Origin of the sequence: Nonomuraea sp. NPDC050153 (genome assembly GCF_044460125.1) — a bacterium.
GTDB lineage: Bacteria > Actinomycetota > Actinomycetes > Streptosporangiales > Streptosporangiaceae > Nonomuraea.
Map to the genome: position 1 here is coordinate 63541 of NZ_JBITJQ010000050.1, position 15960 is coordinate 79500.

The window sequence follows — 15960 nt, forward strand, 5'->3', positions numbered from 1 at the left end:
CATTCATGAAAGAGCAACATTCATGCGACTTACTGGTGCTCGCTTGTTTGTACAAGTTGCCTTAGGTTCCTTCCACACCCCCTGAAAGTGGAGGCGTTGTGTTCGCTCCTCGCGCCCGTGCGGCCGGCGTTGCCGCAGCCCTTACCGTAGTCACCGCGGCGTGCGGCGCCGCGCCCGGCACCCAGCAATCCACCGCGTCGTCCTCCGGGCCGAACGCGGCCACCGCCACCTCGGCGGCGGACTTCGGCGGCTTCGACAAGCTCGTCGAGGCGGCCAAGAAGGAGGGAAATCTCCACGTCATCGCCCTTCCCCCGGACTGGGCGAACTACGGGGAGATCATCCAGAAGTTCCAGGCCAAGTACGGCATCAAGATCGAGAGTGAGACGCCCGACGCGGCCAGCGCCGACGAGATCAACGCGGTCAAGACGCGCAAGGGCCAGGACCGCGCCCCCGACGTGCTCGACCTCGGCCAGTCGTTCGCGATCAGCGGCGCCGGCGAGGGCCTGTTCGCGCCGTACAAGGTGCAGTCCTTCGACAAGATCCCCGAGGGACAGAAGGAGGCCACCGGGCTCTGGGTCAACGACTACGGCGGCTACGTGTCCATCGGCTGCGACGCCAAGAAGATCTCCACGTGCCCGGCGAGCTTCGCCGACCTGCTCAAGCCCGAGTACAAGGGCAAGGTCGCGATGAACGGCAACCCGACCAAGGCGGGCTCGGCCTTCGCCGGCGTGTACGCCGCCGCCCTGGCCAACGGCGGCTCGTTCGACGACATCCAGCCCGGCATCGACTTCTTCAAGAAGCTGAAGGACGCCGGCAACTACAACCCGGTGGAGACCACGCCCGCGACCATCGAGAAGGGCGAGACCCAGATCAGCATCGACTGGGACTACAACAACGCCGCCTACGCGCCCCAGATGGCCGCCAAGGGCCTCGACTGGAAGGTGAACATCCCCTCCGACGGCAAGTACTTCCAGATGTACGCCCAGGCCATCAACAAGGACGCCCCGCACCCGGCCGCCGCCAGGCTGTGGCAGGAGTACCTCTACAGCGCCGAGGGCCAGAACCTCTTCCTCAAGGGCTTCGCCCGCCCCGTCCTGCTGCCCTCGATGACCTCCGACGGCACCGCGGACAAGGCCCTGGCGGAGAAGCTGCCGGCGGTGGAGGGCACGCCCACGTTCCCGACGAGCCAGCAGGTGGACGCGGCCAAGGCCAAGCTCGCCGGCGGCTGGGACGCCGCGATCTCGGGATGAACCGCTCCCGTTCGAAGGGCTGGCTCGGGGCGCTGCCACTGCTGGCCTTCTTCACGCTCGTCTTCGGCGTCCCCGCCATCGCGCTGGTGGCGGGGGCGTTCACGGCAAAAGGGCGGCCGAGCCTGGCGAACCTCTCGCAGAGCCTGCAGGGCGGCTACCTCACCTCGATGCTCGGCAGCGTGCAGTTGTCCGGCGTGGTCGCGCTGCTGGGGGCCGCGCTGGGGACGTTCCTCGCGTACGCGGTCGTGACCTCCCGCCTCACGTGGCTGCGCGAGGCCGTGCTGACGGCCTCCGGTGTGCTGGCCAACTTCGGCGGGGTGCCGCTGGCGTTCTTCTGGATCGCCACGCTCGGCAACTCCGGCGTGGTCAGCGGCCTGGTCGGGCTGCCGTCCGGCTCGCTCTACACGTTCTGGGGCCTGGTGGTGGTCTACCTGTACTTCTCGATCCCGCTGATGGTGCTGGTCATGGCGCCGGCGCTGGACGGGCTGCGACCGCAGTGGCGCGAGGCGGCGGCCAACAGCGGGGCCACCTCCTGGCACTACTGGCGCTTCGTCGCGCTGCCGGTGCTGACGCCGTCGATGCTGGGCGGGGTGGTGCTGCTCTTCGGGTCGGCCTTCTCCGCGTACGCCACCGCCAACGCCATGGTCGGGACCGTCGTCCCCCTCGTCACGCTGAAGATCGCCAGTGCCCTCACCGGCGACGTGCTGGTCGGCTACGAGAACATCGCGCTGGCCCTCAGCCTCGACATGGTCGTCGTGGCCGGGCTCGTGATGGCGATCTACCTGCCGCTGCAGAAGAGGAGCTCCCGATGGCTGCACTGACCGGCCTGGAGCGCATCTCGGGGGGCTCCTCGCGCCCTCGCGTGTGGCGCGGAATCGTGTTCCTCCTGGCGGCGGCCTACTTCCTGATCCCGCTCGGGGCCTCGTTCTGGTACACGATCTACACCCCGGCCACGGGGGTCTCGTTCTCGGCCTACGGCTCGCTGCTGACGGCCGACGGGTTCGTGCGCTCGCTGCTGCTGTCGTTGTCCCTGGCCGTCGCCACGATCGTGCTGGTGCTGCTGCTGGCGTTGCCCGCGATGCTGGCCGTACGGCTCTTCGCGCCGCGGCTGCGCCCGCTGATGGAGGTGCTGTGCACGCTGCCCCTGGTGGTGCCGCCCATCGTCTTCGTGGCCGGGATCGGGACGTCGTTGCGCACCGGGACGGACGTGCTGGCTCCGACGCCGTTCTGGGCGACGCTGATCGCGGTCCAGGACCCGGCGTTCCCCGTGGTGCTCGTGCTGGCGTACGTGGTGCTCGTGCTGCCGTTCGTCTACCGGTCGCTGGACGCGGGGCTGCGCACGATGGACGTGCGGACGCTGGTGGAGGCGGCCCGCAACCTGGGCGCCTCGTGGCCGTACGTGCTGGTCAGGGTGGTCGTGCCCAACCTGCGCTCGGCCCTGGCCAGCGCGTCGTTCCTGACGCTGGCCCTCGTGCTGGGCGAATACACCGTGGCCAGCCTGCTGGGGTACGAGCCGTTCGCGGTGTGGATCGTGACCGTCGCCGGCTCCAAGGGACAGCTCTCGGTCGCGGTGTCGATCCTCAGCCTCCTGCTCATCTGGCTGCTGCTGCTCGCCGTGTCCTCGGCATTCGGTAAGGAGAAAGGGAAATGACCGCATCGGTGGAGTTCCGCGCGCTGCGGCGGGTGTTCGGCAAGACGGTCGCGCTGGACGGCTTCGACCTCATCGTCGCGCCCGGCGAGTTCGTCGCGCTGCTGGGGCCCTCGGGCTGCGGGAAGACGACCGCGCTGCGGTGCGTGGCCGGGTTCGAGCGCCCCGACTCGGGGGCGGTGCTCGTGGACGGCCGGGACATCACGGACGTGCCGGCCAACAAGCGGGACGCGGGCATGGTCTTCCAGTCCTACTCCCTCTTCCCCAACCTGAACGCCCGCGACAACGTGGCCTTCGGCCTGCGCGTCCGCAAGGTGCCCGTGGCCACCAGGCGAAAGAAGGCCGACGAACTCCTCGAACTGGTCGGCCTCCCCTCACACGCCGACCGCTACCCGCACCAGCTCTCCGGCGGCCAGCAGCAGCGCGTCGCCCTGGCCCGGGCGCTCGCCCTGGAACCGCGCGTCCTGCTGCTGGACGAGCCGCTGTCGGCGCTGGACGCGAAAGTACGGGTGTCGCTGCGCGAGGAGATCCGCCGCCTCCAGCTCGACCTGGGCATCACCACCATCTTCGTGACCCATGACCAGGAGGAGGCGCTGTCGATCGCGGACCAGGTGGCGGTGCTGCGCGACGGGCGGCTCGAACAGGTCGGCTCGCCCGCCGAGATCTACGACCGCCCGGCGACCCCCTTCGTGGCGGAGTTCGTCGGCACCATGAACCACCTCGCCGGCCAGGTCTCGGGTGACCGGGTCACGGTGCTCGGCCAGCTCCTGCCGGTGGACGGCCAGGTGCCCGCGGATCCGTCCGTGGACGTCCTGATCCGTCCCGAAGCCGTCCAGGTCGTCCCGGCCGAGGACGGTCCCGCCGAGGTGCGCGCCGCCTCCTTCCGCGGCGCCTCCGTCCGACTCCGGGTGGCGGTGGAAGGCGGGGAGGTCCTGGCCGACGTCCCCGGCCACGAGGCGGCCCGCCTCGCACCCGGAACGCGGGTCACCGTCCGCCTGGTGGACCGCCCCGTCCTGGTGGCGCCCCGCACGGTCACGGTCCCGGCCCCGGTCGTGGCGGCCGATGCGATCTGAGCACGCCGGCCTGGATGCCGTCCTGTTCGACATGGACGGCACCCTGGTCGACACCGAAGGGCTGTGGTGGCAGGCCACCGCCTCCATCGCCGCCTCCCTCAGGCGGTCGCTGGGGGCGGAGGACGTGCCGTACGTACTCGGCCGCACGATCGAGGACGTGGCCGCCCACCTCCTCACTCCCCCTTCCCCTGCCCCGCCGGCTCTGGACACGCCACTCATGACCGAGGTGGTCAGGCAGCTCACGGACGCCTTCGCCGACCTCATCGAGCAGGGCGTGAAGGTCATGCCAGGGGCACCGGAGCTCCTGGCCGAGCTGGCCGCCACCGCCATCCCGACGGCCTTGGTCAGCGCCTCCCCCCGGACCATCGTGGAGCTGGTGCTGCCACGGCTCGGGCACACGTTCGACCTGGTGATCGCGAACGAGGACACGGCCCGCGGCAAGCCGCACCCGGACCCGTACCTGGAGGCGGCCCGCCGGCTCGGCACCGTTCCCTCCCGCTGCCTTGCCGTCGAGGACAGCCCCACAGGCGTCGCCGCCGCCACGGCCGCGGGGTGCCGCGTCCTGGTGACGTCCCCGGAGAAGGGCCTGCCGTCGCTGACCCACCTCATGACCAACGACCACCCACCGCTGGGCGGTGTGGGGTGAGCGGTGAGGGGTGAGCGGTGAAAGGTGAGCGCGGAATCGTTGGTGGGTGAGGTCGCTGAGGTGGTCGTGGTTCGTCAGTCGGTGCTGATGCGGGCCAGGGCGCCTGCCTCCAAGGCCACCCAGATCGCCCCGTCCGGCCCGACCGTCAGCCCGTGCGGCTCGGCCTTCCGCGCGCCGTCGTCCCCCGGCAGCGGTCCGGTTGGGAGCGGGTGCGATTCGATGGTGCCGTCGGTGGTGATGCGGCCGAGGCGGTCGGCGGCCCACTCGGTGAACCAGAGGGCACCATCGGGGCCGGCGACGATCGCGTGCGGTCGTGCGGCCCGGTCGGGCAGAGGGTACTCGGTGATCTTTCCGGCGGTGTCGATCCGCCCGACCTGACCAGCGCCGATCTCCACGAACCAGAGCGCCCCGTCCGGCCCCGGCGTGATGCCCACGGGGGCGGCGCCCTCCGTGGGGAGCGGGTGAACGGTCACCTCCCCCGCCGGCGAGATCCGCCCGATGGCGTTGCCCTGGTTGATCGCGAACCAGAGGGCGTCATCCGGCCCCGCCGTGATGAAGGCGGGCATGCCGCCCTCCACCGGCACCTCGAACTCCGTCCGCTCCCCGTCGGGTCCGATGCGCCCGATCCGGCCGGTCCGCATCTGGGTGAACCACATGGCCCCGTCAGGCCCGGCGACGATCCCGTACGGCGAGTCCGCCTCATGGGAGGTCACCTGCCCGTCGGCGGTGATCCGGGAGACCCGGCCGCCCTTGCCCTCCGTGAACCACATCGCCCCGTCCAGCCCCGGGGTGATCACGGTCGGCTGCCCGTCGGCCGGATCGAGCCGGTGGATCACCGGCTTCTGGCCCGGCACCATCCTGCCGACACACCCTTCGTGGACGAGCGTGAACCAGAGCGCCCCGTCCGGCCCGGTGGCGATGCCGTACGGCGCGCCCTCATCGATCGTCGTCAACATCTGCGGTCCTTCACTGGTCGATCCTGCGCGGCTCAACATATGCGTCCTCCTGCCAGCGTGATCTCGGTCCCCCGGAAGCGCCGGATGAGGGCGCGGTCGTGCGACACCACGACGAGCCCGCCGCGGTAGTCGTCGAGCGCCCGCTCGATCTCCTCGACCCGGCGACAGGCGGTTGGCCTCAAATCGCAACTGTTGTAGCGTTAGTGTGCCATGCGGGAGAAGCTAATGCAACTGGAGTAGTTTTTGGAGTCGAACAAGCGGCCGGGCGGGCGAAGCGCCCGGGTTCGGGACGCCGTACGGCAGGCCACCCTCGCCGAGCTGGCCGAGCACGGATACCGGGGTCTGACGGTGGAAAACGTGGCCGAGCGGTCAGGAGTGCACAAGACGACCGTCTACCGGCGCTGGGGCAGCGTCGCGGGGCTGATCTCCGACGCCCTCGAGCTGGCCAGGGACGAGCTGTGGCCCATTCCCGACACGGGCTCGATCGAAGGCGACCTGCGGGGCATCGTCCAGCTGGTGCGCAGCGGCTTCGACGACCCGGAGCTGGGGCCGGTGTCGTCGGCGTTCGTGGCGGCGGCCGTACAGGATCCCGACGCGGCACGGGCGCTGCACGAGTTCTTCATGGCCCGGCACGAGCAGTCGGCCGAGGTCGTGCGGCGGGCGGTCGCACGCGGCGAGCTGCCTGACGTCGTGGACGTCAGGGAAGTGATCAGGGTGGCGGTCGCGCCTGTTTACTACCGCTTGTTCGTGGCTCATGAGCCGGTCACCGAGCGGGATGCCGATCGTGCAGCCGACGCGGCACTGGCCGCCGCCCGCGCCGGCGTTCTGTGAGCCCTCCGGTCAGGGCTCCTTCTGGCCGCGCAGTTCGAAGTCGTCGAACGTCGTCTTCAGCAGCGACGTCTCGTCCTTGGGCGTACGCGCGAACAGCCCCACGTACCCGTTGCCGAGCCCGTTCGGATCCTCCACCTGGTGCACCCGCTGATCGTTCACCCACATCGTCAGCCGCACGGCCGATCCGACCTGCTCGCACGCCGCCACCAGCCGGGCCTTGCCGGGCAGCCCGTCCACCTGCACCGGCTGGGCCAGCGTCCCGCCCGATCCGTCCACGATCCGCCGGATCCTGGCCTTCCCTGTCCTGTCGAGCGCGAACTCGTAATACGTGTCGTCATCGTCGACTTTGTGGCAGTAAACGCCGTACTCACCGCTCCCGACGGACTTCTTGACCTCGGCGGTGACGGCGACGACGACGGACGAGGGCAACATCGGCGTGGGCGTGGCCGACGGGTCGGGCGTGTTGGTCGGTTTGGCGATGAGGAAGGGTATGGGCGCCTTCGCCCACCGCTCTTCGGAACCCTTCTCCACATCCAGCCCGTACGTCCCGTCCGTCCGGTAGCCGTAGCTGGCCGTCTCGTCCGGGTCGTAGACGCCGTTCCAGCCGCCGGAGGTCTGCGTGAAGTCCTCACGGTAGAGAACGCTCATGTCGGGCGGCCCGCTGGGGCTTAACACCGCCCACGCGGTCACGGAGCCCGCCACGAGCACCGCCGCGGCCGCCGCCGCGACGCCCGCGATCAGCTTGGTGCGGTTGCCCTTGGACTTCTGCTGGACGGACGTGTACGGCGCCGTGGCCTGCTGCCAGGCCACCTGTACGGTCTGCACCGCCTGTTCGGGCCCGGCCGACCGCCCGACGAGCTGGTCGAGCAGCTGCTGCGCGGTGGGCCGCGTGGCCGGGTCCTTCCGCAGCGCGGCCCTGACCAGCTCGCGCAGACCGGGCTCGACGTCGCCGAGGTCCGGCTCGGTGTTGAGCACCTGGTAGACGATCGAGGGCAGCGTGTCCCCGCCGAAGGGCGCCCTGCCGCTGGCGGCGAACGCGACCAGGCATCCCCACGAGAACACGTCGCAGGCCGGGGACACGGGCTCGCCCCGCAGCACTTCGGGAGCCATGTAGCGGGGCGTGCCCACCAGCTCACCCGTGCCCGTGACGCCTCCGAGCGTGTCGAGTGCCCGCGCGATGCCGAAGTCGATCACGCGCGGGCCGACGGGCGACAGCAGCACGTTCGACGGCTTGAGGTCCCGGTGCACCACGCCTGCGCCGTGGATGGCGGTCAGAGCGGTGGCCACGCTGACGGCCAGCGCGTCGAGGCTGGAGCCGCGCAGGGGGCCCGACTCGCGCACGGCGGCTTCGAGGTTCGGGCCCGGCACGTATTCGGTGACGACATAGAGCTGGTCGCCGTCGAGCGCGGCCTCGATCACCGCCGCCGTGCAGAACCTGCGCACCCTCTGGGCGGCGTCCGCCTCCCTGCGGAACCGCATGCGGAACTGCTCGTGCTGGGTCAGCTCCGGGTTGATCACTTTGACGGCGACCCGCTGCCCGGCCGGGTCCTCGGCGAGATGGACCGTGCCCATGCCGCCCCGGCCCAGCATGCTGAGCAACCTGTAGCGCCCGATGTGGGAGGTTTCACCGCTCACGCCGCGCAAGCTTACCGACACGCCGCATACCGCGCAGGGCCGAGCACGCCACGCAAATGCCCCACTGCGTGGGGGAAGCCGGACCCGAGTGGCATTCCCGCGCACGAACGGAGTTGACTAGGCGTCATGCATGCCATCATCGTCTCCGCCCCTGGCGGTCCAGAGGTTCTCGAATACGTCGAGCGGCCCGATCCCGTCCCCGGTGAAGGGGAGATCGTGGTCGACGTCGCCGCCGGCGGCGTCAACTTCATCGACATCTACCACCGCTCCGGCGCGTACCCGCTCAACCTGCCCACCTCCATCGGCTCCGAGGGCGCCGGCACGGTCTCGGCCGTCGGGCCGGGGGTGCGGGACGTGGCCGTGGGCGACACCGTGGCCTGGGCCAACGTCCTGGGCAGCTACGCCGAGAAGGCGGTGATCCCGGCCGTACGGGCGGTGCCCGTGCCCGACGGCGTCCCGGCCGAGGTGGCCGCGGCGGCGATGCTGCAGGGGATGACCGCCCACTACCTCACCCACTCCACCCACCAGGTGCGGGAAGGGGACCAGGTGCTCGTCCACGCCGGCGCCGGCGGCATGGGCCAGCTGCTCATCCAGCTGGCCAAGCTCAGGGGCGCCAAGGTCTACGCCACCGTCTCCACCGACGAGAAGGAGAAGCTGGCCAGGGAGGCCGGCGCCGACGAGGTGCTGCGGTACGACGACTTCGCCGAGGCGCTGCGGAACAAGATCGACGTCGTGTACGACGGCGTCGGCAAGGCCACGTTCGAGGGCGGGCTCGAAGCGCTGCGGCCGCGCGGCCTCATGGCCCTGTACGGCGCCGCCAGCGGCCCGGTGCCGCCGATGGACCCCCAGATCCTCAACCGGCAGGGCTCGCTCTTCCTCACCAGGCCCACGCTGGTCCACCACATAGCCGAGCGCGAGGAGCTGCTCCAGCGCGCCTCCGACCTGTTCGGCTGGATCAAGGCGGGACAGCTCACCATCAACGTCTCGCGCCGCTACCCGCTGGCCGAGGCGGGGCAGGCGCACGAGGATCTGGCGGCCCGCCGGACGACAGGGAAGCTGCTCCTCATACCCTGATGCCGTGGACATCGCAGGATCAATCTGGTCGTTCGCCCTCGTAGCCGGCCTGCTCACGCTCACTCCCGGCCTCGACACGGCCCTGATCCTGCGTACGTCCGTACTGGCGGGCAGGCGGGCGGCCTGGGGCGTGACGCTCGGCATCCAGCTCGGCACGCTCACGTGGGGCGTGCTCACCGCCGCGGGGCTGTCGGCGCTGCTGACCGCCTCGCGGCTGGGTTACGAGATCCTGCGCTGGGCCGGCGTGGCCTACCTGGTGTGGATGGGCCTGCGCATGCTCCTGTCCAGGGCCGCGCCCCACGACGAGCCGGAGCAGGCGGTGCGGTTCGGCGGCGGGTTCCGGCGCGGGCTGGTCACGAACCTGCTCAACCCCAAGGTCGGGGCGTTCTACGTGGCCATGCTGCCGCAGTTCATCCCGGACGGGGCGCCGCACGCGGTCACGGGGCTGCTCCTGGCCGGTGTGCACGTGACCGAGGGACTGCTGTGGAGCGCGGCGCTGATCGGGTTCGCGTCGCTGGTGAGCGGTTTCCTGCGGACGCCTGCCGTGCGCCGCTTCATCGACCGCCTGACCGGCGTGGTCATCGTCGGCTTCGGCATCCGCCTCGCCGTCACCGACTGAAGCCGGGGCTCGTGGGCCAGCCCAGGAGGCGGGCCCCGAGCACGGCGGTCTCCAGGGTGAAGCGCTGCGTCGGGTCGTCCGGCGAGAACCCGGTCAGGCGGCGGATGCGCTCCAGCCGGTACGTGACCGCCCGCGTGCTGAGCCCCAGCCGCCGGGCCGCGGCCGTCAGGTTGCCGTGCGAGGCGAAGACGGCCTCCAGCGTCTCCAGCAGCGGCTCGTGCCCGCCCCGCGCCCCCAGCAGCGGGCTCAGCACGCTGGTCACCAGGTCCTCGATCGCGCCCCTGTCACGCAGCAGCACGGGGAAGACGAGCAGGTCGGCCGCCTTGACCACGTCGGCCCTGAGCGCCAGCCCGTCGGCCAGCTCCAGGGCCTGCGCCGCCTCCCGGTAGGAGGACACGACACCGCCGGGGCCACGCTGCGGGCGGCCCACCCCGACGCGCCACCCGGCCGGGAAGCGGGCGCGTACGTGATGGGTGAACTCCCCGACCGCGGCCGGCAGCGTCGCCGGGGCCACGCACACCAGCAGCTTGTCGCGCACGGCCACGAGCACGTTGTGCGAGCCGAACCGGGCGATCAGGTCCCGCTCGATGCGGTCCTGGTCGCCGTCGCGCATGCCGCGGGCCACGGCCACCACGTACGACTCCGCCAGCCGCAGCCCGAAGTGCTCGGCCCGCTCCGCCAGCCGTTCGGCCCGCCCCTGGAGCAGGTCGTCCACGAACTCCCTGCGGGCCTGCTCCTCCTCGCGGATGGCGGCGAGCTGCGCCCGCTCGTATCCTTCCATGAGCGCGGAGACCGCCTTGCGCAGCGCGGGCAGCGCCCCCGGCAGCCCCTCGCCGGCGGCGAGGGCGCCGTCCACCAGCGCCCGCAGCGGGACCCCCAGCGTGGCGGCGCGCGCGCCCGCGGCGCGGTAGGCGTCGAGCGCCTCGCGGGAGGGTAAGCGGCCGGTCGAGGCGTGCTCGGCCAGCACCTGCCGATGCCCGCCGAGCAGGTCGGCGGGCATCTCGGAGATCGCCATCACACTCCTATGTCACGCCTGTCGAAGGCGAGCACGGCGGCGAGCGCCAGCACGACCGTGGCCCCCGCCAGCACAAGGTAGTCCCCGACCGGCAGCCCCTCATAGAGCGGCCGGCCCTCGGCGTAGTAGTGGAACGGCGAGAGCCACTTCAGCCAGGAGATGGCGTCGACGTTCCGGCCGATCGTGACCACGACGTAGCCGGTCACCACCCACACGCCGACCACGGCCGAGGCGATCGTCCTGCGCCCGGTGGCCGCGCCGGCCGCCAGCCCGATCGTCCCGAACAGCAGGCCGACCAGGAACACCCCGAGGTGCGCGGCCAGGATCCGGTCGAACGGCACCCCCATCTCCGCGGCCTGGCTCGTGGCCCACGTGACGAGCAGCGTCACGACGGCCGTCACGAGCAGCGTGACCGTCAGCGCGGCGAACCGGTCCAGCACCAGCCGCCGCCGGTCCACCGGCAGCGTGACGACCAGTTCCAGCGTGCCCGACTCCTCCGGCTGCGCGATCACCCGGTTGGCCAGGTTCATCGCGAACACGATGAACAGCACGGGGACGAACAGCTGGTAGACGACCGTCTGCAGGTAGCCGGTGCCGGAGGCGAAGTCCCCGAGCCCGCCCATCAGGTCCCTGAGCGGCCCGGGGAACTTGGCCACGGCCATGGAGCCGTAGGTCTCGGGGTTCAGCCTGATGTTGGCGTACGCGCCCAGATAGACGGCCATGAAGGCGCTGACGCCCAGGCACCACCAGATGAGCGACCGCCGGTTGTCGCGCAGGCTCTTAGCGATCATGGTGCCGCTCCTCGTCTCCGTAGTAGGTCAGGAAGATCTCCTCCAGGTCCGGCTCCGCGCTCACCATGTGCACCACGGTGAACCGGGCCGCCGCCTTGATCAGCGCGTCCGGCCGGCCGTCGATCGTGCAGCGCACGCCGGCGCCCTCCACGCGCAGGTCGCGCACTCCGGGCAGGTTCTCGAACGCCGCTCGCGGCACGGGCGCGTCGAAGTGCAGCTCGACCCGGCGCACCGCCTTCTCGCGCAGCGCCGCCACGTCCTCCACGGCCACCAGGCGCCCGTCCCGTACGATTCCGACCCGGTCCGAGACGTTCTCGACCTCGGCGAGCACGTGCGAGGACATCAGCACGGTACGCCCGGACTGGCGCACCTCCCTGAGCATGGCCAGGAACTCGTGCTGCACCAGCGGATCGAGCCCGCCCGTCGGCTCGTCCAGGATGAGGAACTCCGGCTCGTGCATGAACGCCTGGATCAGCCCGACCTTCTGCTTGTTGCCCTTGGAGAGCTTGCGCATCTGCACCGACAGGTCGGCCTCGAACCGCTCTGCCAGGGCGTCGATGCGCGTGTCCGGGACGCCGCCGCGTACCCTGCCGAGGAAGCGCAGGTAGTCCTTGGCCCGCTCGCGGCCCTCCAGCGCCAGCTCGCCGGGCAGGTAGCCGATCCTGGAGCGGATCGCGGACTCGCGCGGGTCGGCGCCGAGGACGCGTACCGTGCCCCGGGTGGGCCTGATCACGTCGAGCAGCAACCGGAGCGTGGTCGTCTTGCCTGCGCCGTTCGGCCCGAGATACCCGAAGATCTCCCCCGGCTGGATCTCCAGCGTGAGATCTTCCAGGCCGCGGCGCCTGCCGTAATACTTGGTCAGCCCTTCGGCCTGCACCACTGCTGTCATGGCCGAATCGTCCCGCCGCGCGGGACTTCCGTCACTGGACGGGTCCGGCAGCGTGCGGATGGTTTTGCTTCCGGGACGCGGCAACGAGAGGGTGGGTCGGGTGGAGACGGCGTTCGTGCTCGGTGGTGGGGGCGTGCTCGGCGCGCACGAGGTTGGCATGCTGCAGGCGCTCGACGAGGCGGGCATCAGCCCCGACCTCGTGGTGGGCACCTCTGTGGGCGCCCTGAACGGGGCGGTCATCGCCGCTTCCCCTTCCGAGGCGGTGGAGAGGCTGACCTCGCTGTGGCGTTCCGATGTCGTGCGCACGGCCTTCGCCGGTTCGTGGGTGGCCCGGCTGTCCACGCTGGCCAGGACCGGCACCCATCTGCACCCGATCGGCCCGTTGCGCGAGGTTCTGAGCGGGACTGTGGGGGTTTCCCGGATCGAGGAGCTGGAGGTCCCCTTCCAGTGCGTGGCAGCCTCGGTCGAGCGGGCGGCGGCGCACTGGTTCACCGGCGGGCCGCTGGTCGAGGCGGTGCTGGCGTCGTGCGCGGTGCCCGGGCTGCTGCCGCCCGTGGTGATCGGCGGCGAGCACTTCTACGACGGAGGGCTGGTGCACAGCATCCCGGTGGGGCGGGCCGTGCAGCTCGGCGCCAAACGGGTGTTCGTCCTGCACGTCGGGCGGATCGAACGGCCGCTGACGCCGCCCAGGAGGTTCTGGGAGGTGGGCATGGTGGCGTTCGAGATCGCGCGCAGGCACCGGTTCGCCGAGGACATGGCCAGCCTGCCGCCCGGCGTGGAGGTGCACGTGCTGCCCACAGGGGTGACCGAGCCGCTCTCGACGCTGCGCTATCGCGACGTCTCGCAGATCTCCGACTGCATCGACCGCGCGTACTCGGCTTCTTCCCGCTATCTGCGGAACAGAGGAGGATGAGAGTCAGACCGTCACAGGGAGGCCGCCGTTGCTTCCACCGCGTATTCTGCGCCGGCTGGTGCTGGCTCCGCTGGTCATCGTGGTGACCGTGTTCATGGTGGTGACGCTGCCGTTCTGGCTGGTCGTCACGGCCGCGGCCTCGCTGCGCCTGCCTCCGCCGCAGCGCAGGGGGGCGAGGTTCGTCTGGTTCGCCACGGTGTGGCTGACGCTGGAATCGGGCGTGCTGATCACGTGCCTGTGGCTGTGGGTGGCGGGCGGGGCCCGGCGCCAGGAGCGGCACTACGCCCTGATCCGGTGGTTCCTGGCCAAGGTGTACGCGGCCGCCGTGCGGATCTTCCGGCTGACGCTGGAGATCCAGGAGCCCGAGCTGACGCCCGAGGAGCAGGCCGCCAGGCTGACGCGACCGGTCATCGTGCTGTCGCGGCACGCCGGCCCCGGCGACTCCTTTTTGCTGATTTATCACCTCCTATCGCTCTATCACCGGCGGCCCCGCATCGTCATGAAGGCCGCGCTCCAGTACGACCCCTCGCTGGACGTCGTGATCAACCGGCTGCCGAACGCGTTCGTGCCCCGCAAGTCCGGACAGAAGCGGATCATCGAGGAGATCCACCGCCTCGCCGCCACGATGGGCGACCAGGACGCCCTCGTGATCTTCCCCGAGGGCGGGAACTTCACCCCGCGCCGCCGCCGGCTCGCCATCCGGCGGCTGGAGGAGAAGGGGCTGACCGAGGAGGCGGAGCGGGCGCGCGGCATGGACCACCTGCTCCCGCCCCGCCCGAACGGCGCCATCACGGCCGTCGAGGCGTGCCCGTCGGCGGACGTCATCTTCGTCGCGCACACCGGGCTCGACGACCTCATCACGCTGGGGGACGTCTGGCGCAAGCTGCCCGTCAACGCTCGCATCACCGCGAAGTGGTGGCGGGTGCCCGCGGCCGAGATCCCGGAGGAGCGGGAGGAGCGGGTCCGGTGGCTGTACGACCACTGGGAGCAGATCGACGCCTGGATCGACGCCCAGCGCATGGCCCGGACGAGACCGGACTAGCTGAGCGGCGGCGCGCCCGGGGGCAGGAACGGGACGTCCGGCGGGCCGTGCTCGATGAGCCGGAGCAGCGCGTCCGTGTCGAGGTGCCGCTCCACCAGGTCGCCGAGCGCGTCGAGCCGCTCCTCCCTGAGCCCGGCGAAGTCCGTGCCGGGTGCGGGCACGAAGTCGCGCCCCGCCCGCGCGGCCACGTCGGCCAGGAAGGCCCGGCGGAAGCCGTCGTTCTCCAGGGCGCCGTGCCAGGTGGTGCCCCAGACGTTGCCGACCCGGCAGCCGTCCAGGAACGGCTCGCCACCGTCCACCGATGCCAGCCCGTGGTGGATCTCGTACGCGCGGACCGGCTGCCCGTACGCGCTGCCCTCGGGCCGCCCGAGCCGCTTCTCCTTCGCGAACTCGATCCGCACCGGCAGCCGCCCCAGCCCTTCGACCTTGCCCGCCCCCGACTCCACCTCGTCCACGATCTCCCGCCCGAGCATCTGGAAGCCGCCGCAGATCCCCAGCACGGGCCCGGCCCGGCCGGTGATCGCCGCCGCCAGCCCGCGCTCCCGCAGCCACGCCAGGTCGCTCACCGTGGCCCTGGAGCCCGGCAGCACCACGAGGTCGGCGTCGTCCAGCTCGACCGGATCGGTCACGAACCGCACCACGACTCCCGGCTCGGCGGCCAGGGCGTCCGCGTCGGTGAAGTTCGAAATCCTGGGCAGCCGCACGACGGCCACCCGGAGGGTCTGCCTGCCGTACGGGGGACGTACGGCGACCTTCCGGCTGTCCAGGGCCAGCGAGTCCTCGACGTCCAGCCAGAGCCCGTCGAGCCAGGGCAGGACGCCGTACACCTCGCGCCCGGTCAGCCGCCTGAGCATGTCGAGCCCGGGCTCCAGGAGCTCCCGCGCGCCGCGGAACTTGTTCACGACAAATCCGGAAATATGCGATTGGTCGGCAGCATCTAAGAGCCCCACCGTGCCGTAGAACGCGGCGAACACCCCTCCCCTGTCGATGTCGCCGACCACGATCACGGGCAGGTTCGCGGCCCTGGCCAGGCCCATGTTGGCGATGTCGCCGCGGCGCAGGTTGATCTCGGCGGGGCTGCCCGCGCCCTCGCACACGACCACGTCGTACCGGCTCCTGAGCCTTTCGAGCGCCTCCAGCGCGGTGGCGCGCAGGAGGTCCTTGAGCGCGCCGTATTCCATCGCGTCCACGTCCGCCACCGGGTTGCCCATGAGGACGACCTGGCTGCGGCGGTCGGTGCCCGGTTTGAGGAGGATGGGATTCATGTCCACCGTCGGCTCCAGGTAGGCGGCCTGCGCCTGCGTCGCCTGGGCCCGGCCGATCTCGGCGCCTTGCGCGGTGACGTACGAGTTGAGCGACATGTTCTGCGCTTTGAACGGCGCGACGCGCACGCCCCTGCGGGCCAGCCACCGGCAGATCCCCGCCGTCAGCACGCTCTTGCCCGCGTCGGACGTGGTCCCCGCGACCAGCAACCCCCCTCTGACCATTGGTAGTCAGGGGCGCGGTGCCGTGAAGGCCCGGTTCCCCATCCCCCTTTCAATTCCGTACGTGCGGTTTTCCCGCATACGGCTTACCGAT

At 71.1% G+C, this 15960-nt stretch carries 17 protein-coding genes; 10 read left to right on the forward strand and 7 right to left on the reverse strand.

The genetic code is table 11. The features are described 5' to 3' along the window. The first annotated feature begins 98 nt into the window (after positions 1–98). Genes ACIBQ1_RS57445 through ACIBQ1_RS57465 form a run of 5 tightly spaced genes read left to right on the forward strand, consistent with a single transcriptional unit; the run spans position 99 to position 4617 of the window. Positions 99–1250, forward strand: a complete 1152-nt coding sequence (locus tag ACIBQ1_RS57445) for an ABC transporter substrate-binding protein (protein ID WP_397291696.1) — start codon at positions 99–101, stop codon at positions 1248–1250. Then, the gene (locus ACIBQ1_RS57450) at positions 1247–2071 is read left to right on the forward strand and encodes an ABC transporter permease (RefSeq protein WP_397291698.1); all 825 of its coding nucleotides are present in this window, start codon (positions 1247–1249) and stop codon (positions 2069–2071) included. Before ACIBQ1_RS57445 ends, ACIBQ1_RS57450 begins: the two co-directional genes overlap by 4 nt. Next, complete coding sequence (locus ACIBQ1_RS57455; protein ID WP_397291699.1) at positions 2059–2901, forward strand: ABC transporter permease; 843 nt, start codon at positions 2059–2061, stop codon at positions 2899–2901. The genes ACIBQ1_RS57450 and ACIBQ1_RS57455 overlap by 13 nt, the downstream gene beginning before the upstream one ends. Then, positions 2898–3971 (forward strand): ABC transporter ATP-binding protein, encoded by a 1074-nt coding sequence (locus ACIBQ1_RS57460; RefSeq protein WP_397291700.1) that lies wholly within the window; start codon positions 2898–2900, stop codon positions 3969–3971. The genes ACIBQ1_RS57455 and ACIBQ1_RS57460 overlap by 4 nt, the downstream gene beginning before the upstream one ends. Then, the gene (locus ACIBQ1_RS57465; protein ID WP_397291702.1) at positions 3961–4617 is read left to right on the forward strand and encodes an HAD family hydrolase; all 657 of its coding nucleotides are present in this window, start codon (positions 3961–3963) and stop codon (positions 4615–4617) included. The genes ACIBQ1_RS57460 and ACIBQ1_RS57465 overlap by 11 nt, the downstream gene beginning before the upstream one ends. 74 nt (positions 4618–4691) lie before the next feature. Here the strand turns inward: ACIBQ1_RS57465 and ACIBQ1_RS57470 are convergent, their stop codons facing one another. Together ACIBQ1_RS57470 and ACIBQ1_RS57475 are read right to left on the reverse strand one after the other, a co-directional pair. Next, on the reverse strand, positions 4692–5573 hold the full coding sequence (locus tag ACIBQ1_RS57470; protein ID WP_397291703.1) for a virginiamycin B lyase: 882 nt from the start codon (positions 5571–5573) through the stop codon (positions 4692–4694). Between the two features lie 32 nt (positions 5574–5605). After that, complete coding sequence (locus tag ACIBQ1_RS57475; protein WP_397291704.1) at positions 5606–5755, reverse strand: hypothetical protein; 150 nt, start codon at positions 5753–5755, stop codon at positions 5606–5608. 61 nt (positions 5756–5816) lie between these two features. Between ACIBQ1_RS57475 and ACIBQ1_RS57480 the strand changes: the two genes are divergently transcribed. Then, entirely contained in the window at positions 5817–6404 is a 588-nt protein-coding gene (locus ACIBQ1_RS57480) for a TetR/AcrR family transcriptional regulator (protein WP_397291706.1), read from the forward strand. Between the two features lie 9 nt (positions 6405–6413). On the opposite strand, the gene ACIBQ1_RS57485 is transcribed toward ACIBQ1_RS57480, so the two are convergent. Beyond that, the gene (locus ACIBQ1_RS57485; protein WP_397291707.1) at positions 6414–8039 is read right to left on the reverse strand and encodes a serine/threonine-protein kinase; all 1626 of its coding nucleotides are present in this window, start codon (positions 8037–8039) and stop codon (positions 6414–6416) included. Positions 8040–8165: 126 nt separating this feature from the next. On the opposite strand from ACIBQ1_RS57485, the gene ACIBQ1_RS57490 reads away from it, so the two are divergent. Continuing rightward, entirely contained in the window at positions 8166–9113 is a 948-nt protein-coding gene (locus ACIBQ1_RS57490) for a quinone oxidoreductase family protein (protein WP_397291710.1), read from the forward strand. A gap of 4 nt (positions 9114–9117) precedes the next feature. Beyond that, positions 9118–9732: a LysE family translocator gene (locus tag ACIBQ1_RS57495; RefSeq protein ID WP_397291711.1), complete on the forward strand. Its 615-nt coding sequence runs from the start codon at positions 9118–9120 to the stop codon at positions 9730–9732. Here ACIBQ1_RS57495 and ACIBQ1_RS57500 read toward each other — a convergent pair. Genes ACIBQ1_RS57500 through ACIBQ1_RS57510 form a run of 3 tightly spaced genes read right to left on the reverse strand, consistent with a single transcriptional unit; the run spans position 9722 to position 12427 of the window. Continuing rightward, positions 9722–10747 (reverse strand): PucR family transcriptional regulator, encoded by a 1026-nt coding sequence (locus ACIBQ1_RS57500; protein WP_397291712.1) that lies wholly within the window; start codon positions 10745–10747, stop codon positions 9722–9724. The two genes, ACIBQ1_RS57495 and ACIBQ1_RS57500, sit on opposite strands and share 11 nt — an antisense overlap. Continuing rightward, on the reverse strand, positions 10747–11538 hold the full coding sequence (locus ACIBQ1_RS57505; RefSeq protein ID WP_397291714.1) for an ABC transporter permease: 792 nt from the start codon (positions 11536–11538) through the stop codon (positions 10747–10749). The genes ACIBQ1_RS57500 and ACIBQ1_RS57505 overlap by 1 nt, the downstream gene beginning before the upstream one ends. Next, complete coding sequence (locus tag ACIBQ1_RS57510; RefSeq protein ID WP_364246386.1) at positions 11528–12427, reverse strand: ABC transporter ATP-binding protein; 900 nt, start codon at positions 12425–12427, stop codon at positions 11528–11530. The genes ACIBQ1_RS57505 and ACIBQ1_RS57510 overlap by 11 nt, the downstream gene beginning before the upstream one ends. 100 nt (positions 12428–12527) lie before the next feature. Here ACIBQ1_RS57510 and ACIBQ1_RS57515 point away from each other — a divergent pair, with 100 nt between their 5' ends. Further along, positions 12528–13340 carry a patatin-like phospholipase family protein gene (locus ACIBQ1_RS57515; RefSeq protein ID WP_397291715.1) on the forward strand — a complete coding sequence of 271 codons (813 nt, stop codon included), beginning with the start codon at positions 12528–12530 and terminating at the stop codon, positions 13338–13340. Positions 13341–13368: 28 nt separating this feature from the next. Continuing rightward, positions 13369–14382 carry a 1-acyl-sn-glycerol-3-phosphate acyltransferase gene (locus tag ACIBQ1_RS57520; protein ID WP_397291717.1) on the forward strand — a complete coding sequence of 338 codons (1014 nt, stop codon included), beginning with the start codon at positions 13369–13371 and terminating at the stop codon, positions 14380–14382. Here the strand turns inward: ACIBQ1_RS57520 and ACIBQ1_RS57525 are convergent. Further along, complete coding sequence (locus tag ACIBQ1_RS57525; RefSeq protein WP_397291718.1) at positions 14379–15869, reverse strand: cobyric acid synthase; 1491 nt, start codon at positions 15867–15869, stop codon at positions 14379–14381. The two genes, ACIBQ1_RS57520 and ACIBQ1_RS57525, sit on opposite strands and share 4 nt — an antisense overlap. Between the last annotated feature and the right edge of the window lie 91 nt (positions 15870–15960).

What these genes read in the sequence shown, in the direction of transcription:
- ACIBQ1_RS57450 (WP_397291698.1), top strand. Translation starts at nt 1,247, where the DNA reads ATGAACCGCTCCCGTTCGAAGGGCTGGCTCGGGGCGCTGCCACTGCTG.
- ACIBQ1_RS57455 (WP_397291699.1), top strand. Translation starts at nt 2,059, where the DNA reads ATGGCTGCACTGACCGGCCTGGAGCGCATCTCGGGGGGCTCCTCGCGC.
- ACIBQ1_RS57460 (WP_397291700.1), top strand. Translation starts at nt 2,898, where the DNA reads ATGACCGCATCGGTGGAGTTCCGCGCGCTGCGGCGGGTGTTCGGCAAG.
- ACIBQ1_RS57465 (WP_397291702.1), top strand. Translation starts at nt 3,961, where the DNA reads ATGCGATCTGAGCACGCCGGCCTGGATGCCGTCCTGTTCGACATGGAC.
- ACIBQ1_RS57470 (WP_397291703.1), bottom strand. Translation starts at nt 5,573, where the DNA reads ATGTTGACGACGATCGATGAGGGCGCGCCGTACGGCATCGCCACCGGG.
- ACIBQ1_RS57490 (WP_397291710.1), top strand. Translation starts at nt 8,166, where the DNA reads ATGCATGCCATCATCGTCTCCGCCCCTGGCGGTCCAGAGGTTCTCGAA.
- ACIBQ1_RS57500 (WP_397291712.1), bottom strand. Translation starts at nt 10,747, where the DNA reads ATGGCGATCTCCGAGATGCCCGCCGACCTGCTCGGCGGGCATCGGCAG.
- ACIBQ1_RS57505 (WP_397291714.1), bottom strand. Translation starts at nt 11,538, where the DNA reads ATGATCGCTAAGAGCCTGCGCGACAACCGGCGGTCGCTCATCTGGTGG.
- ACIBQ1_RS57510 (WP_364246386.1), bottom strand. Translation starts at nt 12,427, where the DNA reads ATGACAGCAGTGGTGCAGGCCGAAGGGCTGACCAAGTATTACGGCAGG.
- ACIBQ1_RS57525 (WP_397291718.1), bottom strand. Translation starts at nt 15,869, where the DNA reads ATGGTCAGAGGGGGGTTGCTGGTCGCGGGGACCACGTCCGACGCGGGC.